The 19,430-nt window shown below is 46.4% G+C and carries 17 protein-coding genes; 7 read left to right on the top strand and 10 right to left on the bottom strand.

The genetic code is table 11. The features are described 5' to 3' along the window. Positions 1-71: 71 nt before the first annotated feature. Together srmB and L5M38_RS19710 are read right to left on the bottom strand one after the other, a co-directional pair. Positions 72-1,331 (bottom strand): ATP-dependent RNA helicase SrmB, encoded by a 1,260-nt coding sequence (gene srmB, locus L5M38_RS19715; RefSeq protein ID WP_105250089.1) that lies wholly within the window; start codon positions 1,329-1,331, stop codon positions 72-74. 236 nt (positions 1,332-1,567) lie between these two features. Then, entirely contained in the window at positions 1,568-2,284 is a 717-nt protein-coding gene (locus tag L5M38_RS19710) for a tRNA1(Val) (adenine(37)-N6)-methyltransferase (RefSeq protein ID WP_263167463.1), read from the bottom strand. Between the two features lie 528 nt (positions 2,285-2,812). Between L5M38_RS19710 and brnQ the strand changes: the two genes are divergently transcribed. From brnQ to L5M38_RS19680, 6 genes are all read left to right on the top strand, one after another. Continuing rightward, positions 2,813-4,225, top strand: a complete 1,413-nt coding sequence (gene brnQ, locus L5M38_RS19705) for a branched-chain amino acid transport system II carrier protein (protein ID WP_263180093.1) — start codon at positions 2,813-2,815, stop codon at positions 4,223-4,225. Positions 4,226-4,345: 120 nt separating this feature from the next. Further along, positions 4,346-5,248, top strand: coding sequence for a site-specific tyrosine recombinase XerD (xerD, locus tag L5M38_RS19700; protein WP_105250086.1), 903 nt, complete (start codon positions 4,346-4,348; stop codon positions 5,246-5,248). Between the two features lie 140 nt (positions 5,249-5,388). Next, entirely contained in the window at positions 5,389-6,114 is a 726-nt protein-coding gene (gene dsbC / locus L5M38_RS19695; RefSeq protein WP_105250085.1) for a bifunctional protein-disulfide isomerase/oxidoreductase DsbC, read from the top strand. 94 nt (positions 6,115-6,208) lie between these two features. Then, the gene (gene recJ, locus L5M38_RS19690) at positions 6,209-7,933 is read left to right on the top strand and encodes a single-stranded-DNA-specific exonuclease RecJ (RefSeq protein WP_263167457.1); all 1,725 of its coding nucleotides are present in this window, start codon (positions 6,209-6,211) and stop codon (positions 7,931-7,933) included. 17 nt (positions 7,934-7,950) lie between these two features. Next, positions 7,951-8,280, top strand: coding sequence for a hypothetical protein (locus L5M38_RS19685; protein ID WP_113939820.1), 330 nt, complete (start codon positions 7,951-7,953; stop codon positions 8,278-8,280). A gap of 34 nt (positions 8,281-8,314) precedes the next feature. Next, positions 8,315-8,755 (top strand): GNAT family N-acetyltransferase, encoded by a 441-nt coding sequence (locus tag L5M38_RS19680; RefSeq protein WP_113939821.1) that lies wholly within the window; start codon positions 8,315-8,317, stop codon positions 8,753-8,755. 73 nt (positions 8,756-8,828) lie between these two features. Here the strand turns inward: L5M38_RS19680 and ahpF are convergent, their stop codons facing one another. The 4 genes from ahpF to L5M38_RS19660 form a co-directional block, all read right to left on the bottom strand. Then, positions 8,829-10,400: an alkyl hydroperoxide reductase subunit F gene (ahpF, locus tag L5M38_RS19675; RefSeq protein ID WP_113939822.1), complete on the bottom strand. Its 1,572-nt coding sequence runs from the start codon at positions 10,398-10,400 to the stop codon at positions 8,829-8,831. 163 nt (positions 10,401-10,563) lie between these two features. Next, positions 10,564-11,133 (bottom strand): alkyl hydroperoxide reductase subunit C, encoded by a 570-nt coding sequence (gene ahpC, locus L5M38_RS19670; RefSeq protein ID WP_105250080.1) that lies wholly within the window; start codon positions 11,131-11,133, stop codon positions 10,564-10,566. Positions 11,134-11,490: 357 nt separating this feature from the next. Continuing rightward, positions 11,491-13,026, bottom strand: coding sequence for a leucyl aminopeptidase (locus L5M38_RS19665; protein WP_263145213.1), 1,536 nt, complete (start codon positions 13,024-13,026; stop codon positions 11,491-11,493). Positions 13,027-13,115: 89 nt separating this feature from the next. Next, entirely contained in the window at positions 13,116-13,859 is a 744-nt protein-coding gene (locus L5M38_RS19660) for a spermidine synthase (protein WP_263180092.1), read from the bottom strand. Positions 13,860-13,965: 106 nt separating this feature from the next. Between L5M38_RS19660 and L5M38_RS19655 the strand changes: the two genes are divergently transcribed. Then, positions 13,966-14,511 carry a mechanosensitive ion channel family protein gene (locus tag L5M38_RS19655; RefSeq protein ID WP_106651494.1) on the top strand — a complete coding sequence of 182 codons (546 nt, stop codon included), beginning with the start codon at positions 13,966-13,968 and terminating at the stop codon, positions 14,509-14,511. Between the two features lie 158 nt (positions 14,512-14,669). Here the strand turns inward: L5M38_RS19655 and L5M38_RS19650 are convergent, their stop codons facing one another. The 4 genes from L5M38_RS19650 to L5M38_RS19635 all read right to left on the bottom strand — a co-directional run. Beyond that, positions 14,670-15,440 carry a PepSY domain-containing protein gene (locus L5M38_RS19650; RefSeq protein WP_263180090.1) on the bottom strand — a complete coding sequence of 257 codons (771 nt, stop codon included), beginning with the start codon at positions 15,438-15,440 and terminating at the stop codon, positions 14,670-14,672. Beyond that, complete coding sequence (locus L5M38_RS19645) at positions 15,437-16,102, bottom strand: peptidase (protein WP_317630254.1); 666 nt, start codon at positions 16,100-16,102, stop codon at positions 15,437-15,439. Before L5M38_RS19645 ends, L5M38_RS19650 begins: the two co-directional genes overlap by 4 nt. 136 nt (positions 16,103-16,238) lie before the next feature. Then, positions 16,239-18,953, bottom strand: coding sequence for a TonB-dependent receptor (locus L5M38_RS19640; RefSeq protein WP_263180087.1), 2,715 nt, complete (start codon positions 18,951-18,953; stop codon positions 16,239-16,241). 237 nt (positions 18,954-19,190) lie between these two features. Further along, positions 19,191-19,430, bottom strand: a 240-nt coding sequence (locus L5M38_RS19635; RefSeq protein WP_263147013.1) for an integrase core domain-containing protein, incomplete at its 5' end; no start/stop codon positions are given.

Here is a 19,430-nt window from a genome sequence, read left to right as displayed (position 1 = left end):
CCACGTAAGTTATATTTTGGTAATAAAAAAGCCGCATATAGCGGCTTTAGTTTGGTAAGTTTAAGCGGGTGTTACTTTTTCTTACGGGCGATTTTACTCGCTTTCTTTGCCGCTTCTTTCTTGCTCGTTTTCTTCGCAGCTTCTTTCGCTTTCACTTTGGCTTTTTTCTTACCCGGTGTGCGCGCTTCTTTATTCTTTGGACGTAGCTCTTCGATCACGCGGCGTTTCAACGGTTGCTCGATATAACGCTCGATTTTACCAACGATACGCATGTCGTGGGCTTCGGCAAGCGAAATCGCGGTACCTTTTGCGCCAGCGCGGCCAGTACGGCCAATGCGGTGGATATAAGTGTCGGCAGAACGTGGCATATCGAAGTTGATCACATGAGTGATATCGTCGATATCGATACCGCGTGCAGCCACATCGGTCGCCAACAGGACATTGACTTCACCTTTAGTAAAGCGACTCAAGGCTTGGAAGCGTTTCTTCTGTTCCATATCGCCACGCATAAAGGCGCAAGGAATACCGACTTTAAGTAACTGGCCTTCTAGGCTAGAAACGATGTCGCGGGTTTTCACAAATACGATAGTCCGTTTGACATCTTCTTGGCGTAGCAGATGACACAACAGCGCAAATTTATGCTCTTTATCATCGGCTAAGTGGATCCATTGGTGGATCTTGGCTTTTTCACTGCGAGGGGCTTCAACATCGATTTCAATCGGGTCGTTTAACACTTCACGGGCAAAACGTTGTACACCGCCGCCTTCTAAGGTGGCAGAGAACAGCATGTTCTGTTTGCGGCCTTGGGCCTCAATAGCAATGGCTTGCACCACAGAAGAGAAGCCCATGTCTAACATGCGATCGGCTTCGTCGATAATTAAGATATCGACTTCTTGGGCGTTGAAATTGCCTTTGTCTAAATATTCCATCAGGCGGCCTGGGGTCGCGACCAGAATATCGACGTTGCCTGCTAAGGCTTCTTCCTGTGGTCCATAAGGAACGCCGCCAGTAACGATAGCAATATCTAAACCTTGGCCTGTGGCTAGGTGACTCGCATAACGGTGGATTTGGCTAGCTAACTCACGGGTTGGCGTGAGGATTAGCACCCTTGCTTGTCCCGCAAAACGACGGGGGAAGTCGATCAAATGTTGTAGCGATGGCAGTAAAAAGCTCGCTGTTTTACCTGTTCCTGTCGGGGCGCGCGCAAGAATATCTCTTTGCTCTAAGGCGTAAGGAATCGTTTCTTGCTGAATCGTAGTGGGTGAATGATGCCCCATGGCATTAAGCGACTCTAATAAGCTAGGGTCAAGCTGGAAATCTTCAAATTGCATGCGCAGCGTCTCGACGGATAATAGCGAAGCATTATAAAGGTTATGGCGGTTAACTTAAATAACTTATCTAGATCTCCTGTGTTTATCTTCTGTGTCAGTAAAGTTTTATGGTAATTGGCATAAGTTAATTACTTTTAGGTCAATGTATTAGCATTTAATTTGTGAGAAATTGGACCTTTCGTTAAATTTGCCAAACTTAGCGAGCTTTACTTAATGTGTCAGGATTGGACTCGATATCAGTATTTAAGGTAAAAATCTCGAACCAATTGCACCATGGTTTGTGTGTATTGGCCTGAACTTTCACGAATAGTGATATCACTGAGCTTTGGAGCCATTTGTGGATGAGTCTTGTGGGCGAGCACGCAGAGTACTCGATTAGCGCTTTTCCCTACAATGCTGATAAGGTTGGTTATTTCAATCAAATTGAGCTGAGAGTGCGTTAGTATTTCGTCGAAACGCGCCATACTCTGCATTGGTAATATGAGGCTTGCTTTTCCTTGTGGTGCTAGGCACACATGAATGGCATCGAGTAGTGCGGTAAAGCTTAAGCTATCTGTGTGGCGGGCCATAGCGCGCTGGGATTGTATCGCTTGCGTGCCTTGCTCAAAATAGGGGGGATTACAAATTATGTGATCAAAATACTCTTGATACTCAGTTTGTTGGCAAAAGTCTTGGATGCTGCAATTAACTAAGGTCAGTCGATTAGCCCAAGGACTATTGTGGAAGTTATGTTGGCAAGCATGGGCGGCATTGGTGTCTAATTCGACACTGGTGATATGTGCTTGACTGCGCTGAGCTGCCATTAAACTGAGTAAGCCGCTGCCTGCGCCTATATCTAAGATTGATTTCGCGGTGGTCAGTTGTGCCCATGCCCCAAGGACGACGCTGTCTGTGCCTACGGCCATGCCGCAATTCATGTCATCGATATGAAATTGTTTAAAAGTGAATGCCATGGGGAGTTAATTTTGCCGTTCTAAAGTGATTTAGGCCCAATATTGGGCGCGCAATATTCTAATTCTAGCCCTCGTTTTTAGCTAATGTTTTTAAACAGTCGCATCTGTCCTAGCTGTATGAATTTGTGTCGCCAAATCATTTACTATTTTACGTGGTAATACTAATTTCACTTAATTAACGCTTTAATTTATTGCCTTAGAAACCTTTTATTAGCAGTTAATTAGCATTATTTAGCTTTTTTTGCCTGAACGGACTTGTTGTCTTGTATTGATGCTTTAAGTCTGGTATTAGTTTCGCCCCCATTTTTAATCACTTTTAAGATTAACGGATAGGTAAACGAGTTTGTTGGTGAATTAGTCGTCAGTTAGGCTACATAAACGTTCGCCATCGTTTATAAACTCGGCAGATATCGAACATATTTACCACGGAATTGTGTAAACATAGATTTGCACTCCGGATGGGCTTTGTTTTAGCTATGGCTAATCGACACATAATCACTTAAGTTTGTAAAAAAACAATAAGACAAGATGGGGCTTCCAGTGCAAGACAATCAGATGAGTATCGGAGATACATTAGGCTTAGGTTTTATGACCTTTGCGTTCTTTTTAGGTGCGGGAAACCTAATTTTTCCACCATTCGCGGGTATGTTAGCGGGCGAAAATATGCCCCTCGCCATGTTGGGTTTTTTGATTACCGCCGTAGGTTTACCTTTAGTTGGACTGATTGCTGTCGCTAAGGCTCAAGGTAAGGTTATGGCTATGCTGCCAGTATTTGCAGCAACGATATTGGCCGTCGCGATTTACATTATTATCGGCCCTGCTTTTGCTGCGCCGCGTACGGGATTAGTGGCTTACGAGATTGGCGCTAAGCCATTTATCGATGACACTACGGCAACGTTTTTGCTGGGCAGTTTGGAATTAAACCTGACGCAACTGCTATACACATTAGGTTTCTTCGCTGTCACTATGTTGCTGGCGCTTTTCCCTGGTAAGTTGCTCGATAGCGTAGGTAAAGTATTAACGCCTATTTTATTGATTTTGTTGGTCGGATTAGCCGTTTCAGTGCTGTTTTTACCTGTATCCGAAGTGGGCCAAGCAATGGGGGATTACCAACAGCATCCGCTGACCAAAGGTATTTTAGAAGGCTATAACACTATGGATACGTTAGCATCCTTGATGTTTGGTATGTTGATTATTGATATCCTGCGTAAAAAGGGCATTGACCAACCCAGTGATCAAACTAAGTATCTAATCCGTGCAGCCTTTATTGCCGCCGCTGGTTTAACTTTTGTGTATGTGTCCTTGTTCTTTTTAGGTGCAACCGCCGGCGATATCGCTATCGGCACTAAAAATGGCGGCGAAATATTAACAAATTACGTGACCCGCGAGTTTGGGGAACTAGGCTCAGTCTTGTTGTCATCAGTCGTGACTTTAGCTTGTTTAACCACTGCGGTTGGGCTGGTGAGTGCGTGTTCTGAGTTCTTTAATGAGCTGATGCCTAAACTGTCTTACCGTTTCCTGGTGATCTTTTTAAGCTTGATATGCGCTGTGATTGCGAACGTGGGCCTAAGTCAGTTGATTGCTATTAGTATTCCCGTATTAATGACGATTTATCCTGTGGCTATTGCTCTTGTGGTTGTGACTTTCCTGACCGCTTATTTTGCGAATCCACAGTTTGCACATCGTGCAGTACTGAGCGTGGCACTGTTTTTCGGCATCTTCGATGGTCTTAAAGTGGCAGCGAAAAGTTTGACTGACGCTGATGGTCAAGCCATGAATGGCTTAGCACAGGTTTTTATCCATATAGTGAATGTTATGTCTCCAGTGTTATCTAAGCTGCCACTCTATGAAGAAGGTATGGCTTGGTTATTGCCGACCATTGCGACGATTGCACTGTGTTTAGTATTCGGTCGTGGCCGTGGTCAAACGGCTGCAGCCTAGGCTTTGCATTCTAGTTCTCGTCTTTATGCTTAACTCAGTTAAGCTTATGCAGGCTTAGACATATTTAAATTAATATCAACGGCGTATCATTTGATTACGCCGTTTTTTTATGGAGTATTTGTGCCTAAAACCTATATGCCAGATCCACTTATCGATGCTTTTCTTGATGATCTTTGGTCAAGCAAGGGACTGAGTGATAACACGCTATCGGCCTATCGTACCGATCTACGCCATTTTGATCGTTATCAAGGTCAGCAAGGCGTGACGTTACTCGCGGTTTCTCAGGCCGATGTTAGGGCATATCTGGCCTTTAGAGTTGAGCAGAATTTTGCGCGTACCAGTAGCGCTCGGCTGCTCAGCAGCTTACGGCGTTTCTATACTTATTTGGTGCAGACTAAGCAAATTTCAGCCGATCCTATGGCCTTAGTCGAGTCGCCTAAGTTAACGCGTCATTTGCCGGATTCTCTGAGTGAGTCGCAGGTTGACCGTTTACTGTCTGAGCCCAATGTGGATGATGCCGTCGAATGCCGTGACAAGGCAATGCTAGAGCTTTTGTATGCAACTGGCCTCAGGGTGAGTGAACTTGTCGGCTTGACCATGGAGCAAATGAGTTTGCGCCAAGGCTTAGTACGTATTGTGGGCAAGGGTGGCAAAGAGCGTCTTGTGCCGCTGGGGGAATTGGCTATTACCGAAGTGGAGGGCTACATGAAATTTGCTCGCCAAGAGTTGCTCGGTAATAAACAATCTGATGTGGTATTTCCGTCGAAACGCGGGCAGATGATGACGCGGCAAACTTTTTGGCATCGGATTAAACTTTATGCTCTGCGTGCGGGGATTGAAACTGCATTATCACCGCACACTTTACGACATGCTTTTGCCACTCATTTGCTCAATCACGGTGCCGATCTGCGGGTTGTCCAACTGTTATTAGGTCACAGCGACTTGTCGACGACACAGATTTATACCCATGTCGCACGGGCAAGATTGCAGGAATTGCATCAACAGCATCATCCTAGAGGCTAAAAAAGGATTTAGTTACAGCATAAATTTGCTTTCCGCGCGGCTTGTCTGTAACTTTTTGCCCCTATACAGGGTCTATTGAATATCTCGAGTTAGAACGGCCCCAATATCTCGTTGTAGCGACACAATTTATAGGATGTCCCATGAAGTTGACCCCAGCATTATCCTTAGTTTTTGCCCTCCTAGTTGCACCACTTGCCAGCGCTGCCACTGCGACGTCTCCCGATACCGCTGCGATTAAGCAAAAACTCGGTGAGATGTTAGATGTTGAAGTCATTTCTATGCAGGACTCACCAATTGAGGGCTTGTATCAAGCCATGACTAACCGCGGCGTGCTCTATATTAGCCGTGATGGTTCAAAACTATTCCACGGTAGTGTGTATGATATCGATAAGGGCATGAAAAACTTAACCGAAGCCGCATTAGCGGGTCCGCGTTTAGAAATGATGAAGCCGCTTGAAGAGAATATGCTTGTCTATAAAGCGAAAAACGAAAAACACGTGGTCACTGTATTTACCGATGTTAGCTGTGGATATTGCCGTAAACTGCATAGCCAAATGTCTGACTACAATAAACTTGGTATCACAGTGCGTTACTTAGCTTTCCCGCGAGCGGGTGTGCCGTCAGCTAATGCCGACGAGATGCAAGCTATCTGGTGTGCTAAAGATCCATTAAAAGCTATGACTGATGCTAAAGCGGGCAGCAAAGTTGCCGCGGCAACATGTGATGCTAAAATTGCTGAGCAATATGCTTTAGGCACAACCTTTGGTGTTAATGGTACGCCTGCAATCGTATTAGAAGATGGCAATATGATCCCTGGTTATCAACCGCCTGAAGACTTATTACGCACCTTAGAGGCACGTCAGTAACAGCCTAAAATGTAAAATTTATCCCACGAAAGGTGAGCTTAAGGCTCACCTTTTTGTTATCTTATTGCCACGATTTCATGAGAGTTTGAGTCCCTTGATCCATAAGATAGTCCGTCGCCCAACCGTTGATGATAGCCATTTACCCGCTCATCTTTCGCCGCTATTGAAACAGCTTTACGCTCGCCGTGGTGCGCTAACCCACGAATGCGAGCTTGTCCTTAAGGGTCTATTAAGACCTGAAACCATGAAAGGCTTACCCGAAGCCGCGGCGCTTATCGCCGATGCAATGCAGGCGAATAATTCGATTTTGATCGTGGGTGACTTTGACGCCGACGGCGCCACATCGACCAGTGTGTGTATGTTGGCGCTGCGGATGATGGGCGCGGTGAAAGTGGATTATTTGATCCCCAATCGCTTCGATTACGGCTACGGCTTAAGCCCTGAAATTGTTGCAGTTGCGGCCTCCAAACAGGCTGAGCTACTCATCACAGTTGATAATGGCATTTCATCAATTGACGGTGTTGCGGCGGCCAAAGCCTTTGGTATGCAAGTGGTGATTACCGACCATCATTTACCCGGACATGAGTTACCAGCTGCCGATGCGATAGTGAACCCTAACCAACCTGGCTGTCCATTTGCCAGTAAATCGATAGCGGGTGTCGGCGTGGCCTTTTATTTGATGACCGCATTAAGGGCTGAATTACGGACGCGAAACTGGTATCAAACCCATGGTATTGCTGAGCCTAATTTAGGCACACTACTCGATATTGTTGCCCTTGGCACTGTTGCCGATGTGGTGTCACTCGATGCCAATAATCGTATTTTGGTTGAAGCAGGTTTACAGCGCGTGCGAGCCGGGCGTTGCCGTGTAGGGATTACTGCGTTGCTTGAAGTGGCGAAGCGAAATCCGGCGCGCATTGTCGCATCTGACTTTGGTTTTGCCGTGGGCCCTAGACTGAATGCCGCAGGGCGACTAGATGAAATGGCACTTGGGGTTGAAACCTTACTCTGCGAAGACATGATGTATGCGCGGCGTATGGCGGCAGAGCTTGACGGATTGAATCAAGAACGCCGTGAGCTGGAAGTCGGCATGCAGCAGGAAGCCTTAAAAAGCCTAGAGCACTTAAAGCTTAACGAAGCCGTGTTGCCTTGGGGGATAGCCTTATTTCAAGAGGATTGGCATCAAGGCGTGATCGGGATTTTGGCCTCGCGCATTAAAGACAAATACCATAGACCCGTGATTGCCTTTGCCGATGCAGGCAATGGTGAAATTAAAGGCTCGGCGCGTTCGATCAAAGGCTTGCATATGCGCGACTTATTGGAGTTAGTGAACACTCGCCATCCGGGACTGATTATCAAATTTGGTGGTCATGCAATGGCGGCGGGTTTATCGCTCAAAGCGGGCAGTTTTGCGACATTTGCTAAAGCCTATGATGATGCGGTGCGTGAGCAGCTTAAACCTGAGTTGTTAACGGGCGAGCTTTGGTCCGATGGCGAACTCACTCCTGCAGAGTTGAATCTTGAAATGGCTCAGTTATTGCGTAATGCGGGGCCTTGGGGACAAGCTTTCGAAGAGCCGTTATTCGATGGTTACTTTACGATAGTGCAACAACGTCTTGTCGGTGAGCGCCACCTTAAGCTCGTACTCGAAACCCAATGCGGCACTGTGATGCTCGATGCCATTGCCTTTAATGTGGATTTGCACACTTGGCCAGATGCGACGATTAATCATGCCCGTGTTGTGTATAAACTCGATGTGAATGAGTATCGCGGCAATTTTTCGCTGCAACTTATGGTTGAGCAAATCGAAGCTATGTAAGATGACAAGGAGTGAAGTTGAAATCATTATCCGATAAAAAAATCCGCCAGCTACTTAAGCGTTTTGCTTGGATATATGTTGTCTGCTTAAGCATACCGTTTATCTCAACTTTACTCACCACTAAGGCTCAGGGGCAAATGCTACTTATGGGGATTTGGCCCGCAGCCTCCTTGTTTTACTTTCTCGCTTACCGTTATTTAGCTAAATCCTTTAAGTATGAAATCAATCGCCATTTAGCCTTTAGTTATCATGGCGGTGGCACTTTAGCGGGGGCTTTGTATTCGTTAGCTAAAGTGGTGTTATTAGCGATGGCATTTATGATATTTATGAGTGCCAATAACACCTGAACTGACGTTAACGGAAAATTTCGGAGAAAGGAAAATGCAGCAGGAAACAGGATACAGAGTCAGTACAGATCAAGCTGAAATGAATCTTGAGGTTATTCATGGCTTTATTAGTAATAGCTATTGGGCGCAGGGCATGCCAAAGGCGCTGCTACAAAAAGCGTTAGCCAATAGCCTGTGTTTTGGGGTATTTGATAAGGACAATCAACAAGTGGCTTTTGGCCGCTTAATCACAGATAAAGCCACTTTTGCCTATCTTGCCGATGTGTTTGTACTTGAGTCGCACCGCGGCTTAGGTTTAAGTAAGTTGATGATAACAGCGATTCTTGAACATCCTGAATTACAAGGTTTAAGACGGATAATGTTAGCCACCCGCGATGCCCATGGACTCTACGCCCAGTTTGGATTTAAAGCGGTCGATACCCCTGAAATGCTAATGCAAATTAGGCCTGCTAAGCCTTATCAATGCCTTAGTTAACATCAAAAAAAATAGCCAGCAAATGCTGGCTATTTTTTTGCGTTAGCTTTGATGTCTGTTGATGAGTTAAGCCTTAAGCGGCTTTGGTCGCGGCGGTCTCTTCATCGCTGTGGCGAATTAAGTAATCAAATGCGCCCAGTGATGCGGTCGCGCCGCTGCCCATGGCAATGATAATTTGCTTGAAGGGTGAGTTAGTGACATCACCTGCGGCAAAAATACCTGGGACTGAGGTTTGTCCGCGCTCATCGACTATGATCTCGCCCCTTGGGGTTAAATCGATAGTGCCCTTTAACCATTCCGCATTCGGTACTAGCCCAATCTGCACAAAGATACCTGCAAGTGCGACATGGTGACTCTCGCCAGTGGCTCTGTCTGTGTAGTTCAGGCCATTAACCCGAGTACCATCGCCAGTCACTTCAGTGGTCATGGCTTGGGTAATGATTTTAATGTTACCCATAGAAGCCGCTTTACGTTGCAGTACATCGTCAGCGCGCAGGGTTTTATCAAATTCCAGCACAGTCACATGTTCTACTATGTTCGCAAGATCGATAGCCGCTTCGATACCTGAGTTACCGCCGCCGATCACCGCCACACGCTTGCCCTTAAATAACGGGCCATCACAATGTGGGCAGTATGCGACGCCTTTGCCGCGGTATTCTTTCTCGCCGGGGACGTTCATTTCACGCCAGCGGGCACCTGTGGCTAACAATACGGTACGGCTACGTAATTTAGCGCCGCTTGCCAGTTCAAGCTCGAACAAGCCATCTGTTGATAACGACACAGCTTTTTGGTTGTCCATGATGTCGACTTCGTAGTCTCGTACATGGGCTTCAAGGTTTGCCACTAGTTTTGGACCTTCGGTCGCTTTGACCGAAATAAAGTTCTCGATACCGACGGTTTCAGCGACTTGTCCGCCAAACTTGTCTGCAACAATACCGGTGCGAAGTCCTTTACGTGCTGCATAAATGGCTGCTGCTGCGCCGGCTGGGCCGCCGCCGACGACTAAGACTTCGAATGGCGCTTTTTCATTAATTTCATCGGCCTTACGGCTTGCGGCATTGGTATCCAGTTTATTGAGGATCTCGCCAATGCTGATACGGCCGGCTGCAAACACTTCGCCATTTAAGTAGACAGAAGGCACAGCCATAATGTTTTTGCTGGTCACTTCTTCTTGGAACAGGGCACCGTCGATCATCACGTTGGTGATATTCGGGTTAATGGCCGCCATCATGTTCAGTGCCTGTACTACGTCTGGGCAGTTTTGGCAGGTCAGTGAGACGTAAGTTTCAAAGGCATATTTGCCTGGCAGATTGCGGATCTGCTCAATAATATCATCGCTGAGTTTGATTGGGTGTCCACCCGTGTGCAGTAATGCCAGCACGAGTGAGGTAAATTCGTGACCCATAGGCAGACCAGCAAAGCTGATTTGCGTATTAAGCTCTGGGTTAATCACTGTCATCGCCGGGATGCGTTCGCCCTGAACTTCTTTCAGGCTCACCAGAGAAGATAGGCTGACAATGTCTTGCGCTAAGCTTTTTAATTCTTGAGACTTTCTACTTTCATCTGCAGACACGACAAGTTCAACTGGTCTCTTGAGGTTTTGCAGGTAGGTTTGCAGTTGATTTTTTAAATTCGCATCTAACATGTGATGACTCCAAAATCGCTTAAAAGGGAGAAATAAGGGGGCCAGTCTAGGCCCTTGCAGGGGCGGGCTTAATCCTTTGCTGCGTGGCGCTACAACTGTGTTGGCTGTAACGCCAATCAGCTTGGGACGCTAGACTGGCGGGGTTGACGCTTTGCAGGCTAAATTAGATTTTGCCAACGAGGTCTAAAGACGGTGCTAATGTTTCGTCACCTGGTTGCCATTTAGCTGGGCAAACTTCGCCATCGTGAGTAGCAACATATTGAGCTGCTTGAATTTTACGAACTAGCTCTTGAGCGCTACGGCCGATGCCTAAATCGTGAACTTCGCTGACCTTGATTTGGCCTTCTGGGTTAATCACGAAAGTACCACGCAGTGCTAAACCGTCTTCTTCAATCATCACGCCGAAGTTACGGCTGATAGTGCCTGTTGGGTCAGCCAGCATTGGGAAGTTGATCTTCTTGATGGTGTCTGACGTGTCATGCCATGCTTTGTGAGTGAAGTGTGTGTCAGTTGATACTGAGTAAACTTCAACGCCCATTCCTTGCAGTTTTTCGTAGTGATCAGCCATGTCGCCTAATTCAGTTGGGCAAACAAAGGTAAAATCTGCTGGGTAGAAGAAGACAACAGACCATTTACCTAACAGGTCTTGTTCAGTTACTGGAACGAACTCACCATTGTGGAATGCAGTGGCTTTGAATGGTTTGATTGTGCTGTTGATAATTGATTGAGTCATTTTATGCTTCCATTTAGTTGATGATGGCTTAAGTTCATAACGAGGACATTTGCTTGCGTCCTGTCGATGTGAAGCATATTACCGACTCTATTAAAATTAATATAACGGATAAAAACTATTATCCTAATCGGTTTAGTCGAATGATGATGCGATTAGGTCGGACTCAATCAGTTTTTCTACGACGGCTGCGGGTTTGGCGTGATTGGGTGTAGTCAGGGTTTAGCCAGCTGGTTTTTGTTGATTGAGATAAGATAAATTTCGAGCATAAAAAAGGGATATCAATGATATCCCTTAAAGTGTAAATACAATTAAAACAAGATACTGAGGTTCTAGGTTCTAGGTTCTAGGTTCTAGGTTCTAGTTCTGTGCTTTGGGTTGAGTTAACCAAGTGCTGAGTAAGCGCACGCCGTAACCTGTTGCGCCCGCAGGCACAACAGCGGTATCAGTGGCGGTTAAGGCATTGCCCGCGATATCTAAATGTGCCCAAGGCTGTTCGCCCGCAAAGCGTTTTAAGAACATGGCCGCAGAGGAAGCGCCTGCGCTGCCTTCTTTACCTGTGTTTGTGAGATCCGCGATAGTGGATTTAAGCTCATCCGCATAGGCTTGATCTAACGGTAAGCGCCAGACCTTTTCGCCAACCTGTTGACCTGCATAAGTTAGCTGCTGCACTAAAGGCTCAGAATCGGTAAACAAGCCAGCATAAACATTGCCTAACGCACTCACTTTTGAGCCAGTCAGTGTCGCAACATCGATAATCACCGATGGCTTATAATTTTCTCTGGCATACCAGAGGCCATCGGCCAGCACTAGGCGACCTTCGGCATCGGTATTGAGCACTTCAACGGTGAGACCTTGGGCGGTTTTAATCACATCACCTGGGATCATTGCATGACCCGATACCATGTTCTCCGCCATTGGCATAATTGCTACTACGTTGACTGGCGCTTTTTGAATCGCCATGGCTTTAATAGTGCCAAGCACTGTGGCTGCACCTGCCATGTCTGACTTCATCCGTGCGATAGAAGTGCCCGTCGCCTTAATATTGTAACCACCCGAGTCGAAGGTGATGCCTTTACCGACCAGTGCGATTGGCGCGTCTTTGCTACCAGGCCAATGGGCGACCACTAACTTAGGTGGGCGCTCGCTGCCTTTACCTACAGCAGCTAAGGCGCCTAGTTGTAGACGTTCGATATCTTTGGCTTCTAATACCGTGACTTTAACGCCGAGGGATTTGAGTTTTCTGGCTTCGTTAGCAAAGCTGTCGGGATACATAATGTCTGCAGGTGCGTTTGTCAGATCGCGCGCTAAAAACACACCCGCTTCAACCGCTTGCAGATTTTTATGGTGTTTTTGGTTGCGACTTAAATCATCGACAGCGATTTGGTAATTCTTCTCGGCACGGGGGCTCGCTTTGAACTGAGTGTAGCGATAACTGCGTAGTTCAATTCCGTGGGCAAGCTCAGAGGCAAATAGCGGCGCGGCCGTTAAGCCTTGGGTGAGTACACGCACTGTGGCTTGGGGAACCGTATCGAGTTTGGCCGCAACATTGCCACCGATGGTATTAATGTCGCCGGGCGTTAAGTTTTTTGCATCGCCAATGCCGACCAGTAAGACCCGTTTAGCATCAATTTCGCTGGGTACCAAAATCTCGAGGATTTCCCCCCGTTTGCCGGAAAAAATATTATCCGCCGTTGCTAGGTTTAATTGATCTTGGGTCGACTGAGGTAAAAAGTCGATCCCATAGGTAGTGGAGTCAGCACTTTGGAATAGCACTAATGTATCTGAATTCAGTGAGCTACGAGTGTCAAAACTAAAACTTTCGGCGTTAGCATTGAGAGAGTTAAGGCACGCCAGAGCCATAACGCTTAACATCAATTTATTATTATTTTTCATGGTGACAGCTCATATCATGGAAGTGTGAGAAGAATATCAAAGCTCAGCCTTAGGGTTAACTAATTTACGCTATTTTGCTGATATTAGTATTAAATCCAAGGCCCAAAGCGTGTCAATGATCGATCAAGGGCAAAACCCAATTGTTGCGATAAAGATTGAGCACTACTTTTAAGGGCCGAGGTGCCTAAAAGCTGTGGCGATTGGCTCGCAAAAATCACCCAATTCCCGCCGCCTGTGAGACAAGCGTTCACATGGGCAAAGTGTTGTTGTAAGTCGGCTAACAACTCGCGATTTTGGCTATGCTCTTTCCAGCAGTTCAGCACTAAATACCCATTGGGTTTGATGAGGTTAGTGCACTGCTCAAGGAATATTGGCGAAAGCTGCCCTGTTTCAACGCCTTTGGCTGTATAAATATCGGCAAAAATTACATCCACTTTTTTATGATCGCCAGCAGCTAAAAAGGCAATAGCATCATTATTGATAAGATTGAGCTTTTTACCTATCGGCAGCTGAAAATAGCGCTTAGCTAACTCAATCACCGCGGGGCGTAATTCCACCGCTGTTAACTTTATTGCCGCGTCGAAATTGCGCAGTGAGTGAATAATCGAGCCGCCGCCTAAACCTAAAACAATAGCGCTCTTGGGCTTACAAAACAGTAAAACCAACAACATGGCTTGCACATAAGTGTGCTGGGGAATATGGGGCGCCGCCTTGAGGATCTTACTCTGCTCATCGTTATCCCCAAAGGACAGGATCCGTGAGTCGTCGTAATCGATTACACGAATCGGGCCTAGTGCGTCTTGGGTTTCATGTAAGAGGGTAGAATCGGCCATATTGGATTAATTACTCGGTTTAGCTGTTTGGCTTGTTTGCATGGGCTATAACTGCTCGCGCAAAAAAGTTAGAATTCAGACAGTTTTAGTTAATTGAGCCGCTATTATGACAAATCAAATCCTGCTTGCCTGTATTTATCTTGCAGTGTTTATCTTTTTACAGCGTGCCTTAACCCATTGGGTTAGAAAACTCGCGCAAATGAAGCAAGTGAGTGTTGCACGGACCAGTTTAGTGACCCGTTTTATTTCCTATGTGATGTTTTTTATTACTCTGTCATTGATGGCGGTCTCGCTCGGACTGGGCTATCAGGATGTGTCGCTATTTGTGTCATCTGCCTTTGCGGTGATGGGCGTTGCATTGGTTGCTCAATGGTCGATATTGAGTAATTTAACTGCTGGCGTGCTGATCTTTTTCGTGTTTCCCTACCGTATCGGCGAGCGCATTCGGGTGGTTGATAAGGATGAAGATATTAGCGGCGTGATCATCGAAATCGCTTTATTCCATGTGCTTATTCACCGCGACAATGGCGATACCATTACTTATCCCAATAACCTCATGCTGCAAAAGGCAGTGTTAAAGCTCGCCGATCAGACTCCCTTAGCCGAACGTCAGGCCTTACTCGAAGGCAAAAAGAAGTTTGATCCTGAGTAGTTTGGATTGTTGCGCAGCGCTACATTGATTACCAAACTGTGCTGTGCTGTGCTGAGCGTTCGTGGGCGTGTCTGAGTCGTTTGGCAGGCTTATAGGGTCTATTAACCAATCGCGGCGCACGATGAGATGAATGAAATAGCTCTTGCCGTTCTAGCCATTCAACTCAGACTTAACCGATAGCGCTTGAGTACCAGATTCTCAACAACCCAATACAGGCCTGATAGGGATAACAACAAGGTCAGTATGCCAAACAGCCAGCTAAAGGGATTGTTGAAGCTGCCTTGATTGAGGTAATCCATAAAGTGCAATTTAAACATCAAGTCGGCGATGTCTGTGTGGTCATTTTTATGGCCAACTAATTCACCATTAACCGCATTGATGTAAATCCGCGTCGACAGGTCATCATCCATATCTATTTGCCAAAGTGAATTGCACTGGGTTGGCCACTCGCTAATGGGGGCTGATATTTGCTTAACTTGGGTAATTTTCCCTGGCCCGGTATAACTTTCAAGCGCCAGTTGTTGCGCGCTTTGTTTATTAATGAGTAAGGTATTTCCCGTATAGGCATCAATCAAGGTTTGCTGTTGGCACTGGTGTGCATAGCGCTGCACCTTAGCATCGAGTACATAAACAGGCTTACCCGCGAGTGCTATTAATGTCAGGCTTTCTACCTGAGTATGTTTAGCCAGTAAGGGAGCGATATCCACGAGCTTTTGTGGATCAAACTCTTGCCTTTGCGGCTCAGGACTATGGCTAAGTTGGTACTCCATTCCCTTGAGTTCATCATGGGGCGTTAAATTGAAATAGACCCCAGTAACAAGCCAAAGTAGCAGTTGAATGCTTACTATGGCACCGAGCCAATAGTGGGCGATTTTGACCCAGCGTTTGAAGTGTTTACTTTGGGGCTTAGGTTTAAGTTTCGGCATCATTTCAGATACTTCCTTCTGCGCTGCCAAAGTAAGACGAAGCCAGCTAACACAGCTACAATGGAGACTAGAGCCGAACTCAGCAGCAGAAGATTGTCGATGGCTTCACCCTCGTCGTAATCCATAATGTGCCATTTCCAAAAGAGATCAAACAAACGCCAATAGTCATGTCTGCGCGTGACTAACTCACCCGTTGTCGCTGACAGATAAAGGCTTGTGGCTGCACTATCGTTAAAATCCATTCTCCAAACTGGTAGGTATTGCGGCGCTAGTTCAGCTGGGGCGATATCGGTGAGCAGAGTTGCACTAACAAGCTTAGCCTCTAAGGGTAAAGATCCGTTATGCTGATAGTTTGAAGCTATCATTCGGGCTTGTTTCTCCGTTATCGAAGGCAATAATTCACCCGAATCTGCGTCCACTAGAATGGACTTATCGTTCAGTTTAATCCGGTAATAGAGAGTATCAGTGATTGAGGTTAACGCGATTGCTTGAGCCTTAGGGAAACGCGCATAAACCGCTGCGATTGGGTACTGGATCTGGCTGGGATCGATATGCTGGATGTCTTGAACTTTAATATGATCGCCACGGATAAACCCAAGATCCATTAATACAAAATAGCTGCCGGTGACTGACCAGATCCCAATCGGCAGTACCAGCAATAGCATCAACCATCGGTGCAGAAAGTGCGCCGATGAGACTCGTTTTAGTGTGTTAACCCGCTTCAAGTTGATGACTCACCTTTTATTTTATTAACTAATTTAGCCTGCTTGCTTAAGGGGATTACCCCTTAAGCCCAAAGCACTACAGAGCCCATTTCATTCCGACATAGTAACGACGTCCCATTAGGTCGTACGTCATAGTGTTGGTATTACCGTCGGTATAGCTTTGATGATATGGAGCTGGTTTATCGAACAGGTTATCGATACCTGCCGTTAAGGCTATATTGCTGTCCATTTGATAATGAACCTGTGCGTTATGGTAAGTGACCGCATCAACGGCGTCACCTATATCTCCGGCATTGGCATATTGATCATCCGCCGCGCCGATATATTGAATGTTGTAGCTAAAGCGCCAATTGTCATTCGTGATATCAAAATAGAGGTTTGAGCGCCATTTGGTGTAGCTACCATCATAACCAATGGTGCCAGCTCGTGATTCAACGGGGGCGCCAGCGTAGGTTTGTAGATCGTATTGATCTAAATAGCTCAGCTCCCAAGTCGTATTAGTCACAACGCTGCCCATCTCTTTTGGGTAAAACATCGCCATATCAACACCTGAAACCACTTCGTTGGCGGCGTTGCCCAGTTGTGTTTGTAAATAGGTGATGTTGCCTGTCATCGCGTCTCGCACAAAGTGCTCGTCGCTACAGAAAGGATGCGTCATCCCTTTACTGTCGTAACAGGCGGCTAATTTGCTCGAACCATTGACTGAGTTAATGGCGTAATTAATCTCTATTTTGTAGTAATCGAGCGTGATATTGAGCCCTTCAATAAATCCCAGATCCCAAACAATACCGGCAGTAAAGGTATTGGCCTCTTCTGGTTCTAGCTCGGCATTGCCGCCACGGTCGGTTAAAATTGTGCCTTCTTGCTTATAATTCGTTGGCACGTTTGATGCCATACAATTAGCGTATCGATTCGAGCTAGGGTCGAGCTTGGCCCACTCGCTACAAGGATCTGTGGTATTCATGGAACCTTGATCTATGCCGCCAAACAACTCAGGAATATTAGGTACTCTGAATGCCGTGGATTGCGTGGCCCGCAGCGTCACTGCGTCATTGACGACCCACAGTAGCCCAATTTTATAATTGGTATCGCCACCGAAGGTATCAAAATAGGAATATCGCAACGCCGCAGTTAATTCGACCGACTTGGCAAAGGGCAGGCCGCTTAAAATAGGTAACAAGGTTTCAAGATAGATTTCGTCGGCAGTGTAACGACCATCAATCGGATCTTGCTGGGCAGTGTTTGCTTCACCACTGATTTTAAGTGGGTCTGGATCATTCCATCCTTTCTCGTTTCTGTGCTCTAGTCCTGCGGCAAAACTCATCATGCCCGCGGGTAACTGCCATAGATCGCCTGTGATATTCGTTGTGAGGCTAAACTGCTCATTACCGCCGCTATCACGCATGTTAAACAGAAAATAGTCCAGCATTGCAGGTGTGAGTGAGCCAGCTCCCCAAAAGTTTGCGCAAGGTACATTGGGATCAATATTACAATTGCTATAGTCTGTCGCGTCGGCAAGACGAACCTTATTAATGACATTGGTCACTTCATAGGAACCACGATTACTGCCGAAGTTAACGGCAGCATCCCATTGCCAACCGTTGTCTAAATCACCTCTAAAACCTGTCACTAAGCGCCAAGTATCCGCTTGAATATTAAATTGTCGGGGAGCTTCTGCCAGTCTGCGACTCTGGAGAAGGAAGTCTGCATCGGTCGGATTTGATTCATGCCAAGCAGGGATCACGATACCTGACACCGATTGCGGGGAAGCGGGTAATTGTGAGCGACGGTGAGTGTACATAGCCTCAGCAAACACTTGGCTGCTTGCCGTTAAGTCATATTCACCGTAGGCAAACAGATTGACTCGCTCGTTAGGTTGAACCGCATTAAAGTACTGATAAGTATTATCTTTATGGCTACTTGTGTATGGGGCGCTTCCCGTTGGCAATAGCATTAACGGATCGCCGATTGGATTACCATTGGTATCAATGAAATGGCCTCTGCCTCCCGGCAGCGCCGAGTTACCGCCACACACTAGCTCACCATTCACTTCCTCAAGCGGACAAGGTGCGCGACTCAGCATATCGACGGCTTGGGTTTTATCGTAACTCATCGCCACATATGCACTGCCACCCTCACCTATATGACCGAGGGCAAGGTCAAGCTTGTACTGTTCACCATCATTTTGCTCGGTTATGCCAGTTCGCGCTTGAAACTCAACCCCTTCGATTTGTTGCCGAGTGATAATATTGACCACGCCAGCAACCGCATCTGCACCATAAATGGCGGATGCACCATCTTTTAATACCTCGATTCGTTCAACCACGCTAATGGGAATAGTATTAAGATCCACGGAGGAGTTTGCCCCTGTGCCACTGTTCACCATACGTCGACCATTGAGCAGTACGAGTGTGCGATTTACCCCTAATCCGCGCAGGTTAACTTGGGTTGAACCATAGCCCCCCTCAGTCCAATAGGCATTCGTTTGATTACCCGCAAACCCCGCAGAAGCCGTCATTCTTTGCAGCAATACTTCAACTGAGGTGGCACCGGTTTTCTCGATATCTTGCGCGGTAAAAACGGTCATCGGCGCGGTGGAGGCCATCTCTTCCCTTTGAATTCGGCTCCCTGTAATGGCAATCCTTTCGATAGCAGTGGGAGTCGATAATTGAGGTTTAATTGCAGATGCTGGAAACATTGCTTCAGTTTCGGCTTCGGCTGCTATCCCTGAAAAAGTGGCCATACTTGTTAGGGATATTGCAATTGAAGTCATTACTGCAGAGCGGGACATAATAAGCCTATGAAAGGTTTGTTTAAATAATGAGATGTTTTATAAAGGATTAAGCTGATATCTCAATAAAAACTCAACGACCTGCGACACTGTGTCACACCCCTAATACGCGGTTTATAATAAAGTGCTGATATAATCGACACTTTTGATATGGAAAAATAAAATTACGCTTGTTTCTGCTTATTTCCACTATCTCTATATTTCCACTAAGTGATAAATCACCAATGACTGTAGTGGTCAAGTAAAATTGGCCACGGTTTTAGAGTCATTCCAATATAAACGTTCTGACTCATTTGGCGTTAACCCACCATTATATTGATGGGGTCTGGTCTCACTGTAATATCCAGTGATGTAATTTGTGATCTCTTTATCTGCTTCTGTAAAATTCCCATAACCACTGGCGGGTATCCACTCAGATTTCAAACTTCTAAAGAAACGCTCCATTGGTGCGTTATCCCAACAATTCCCGCGACGACT

This window comes from Shewanella sp. SM101 (genome assembly GCF_025654465.1).
Lineage (GTDB): Bacteria > Pseudomonadota > Gammaproteobacteria > Enterobacterales > Shewanellaceae > Shewanella > Shewanella oncorhynchi.
The sequence above is the reverse complement of the archived record's forward strand: the minus strand, read 5'-3'. Positions and strand labels throughout refer to the sequence as shown.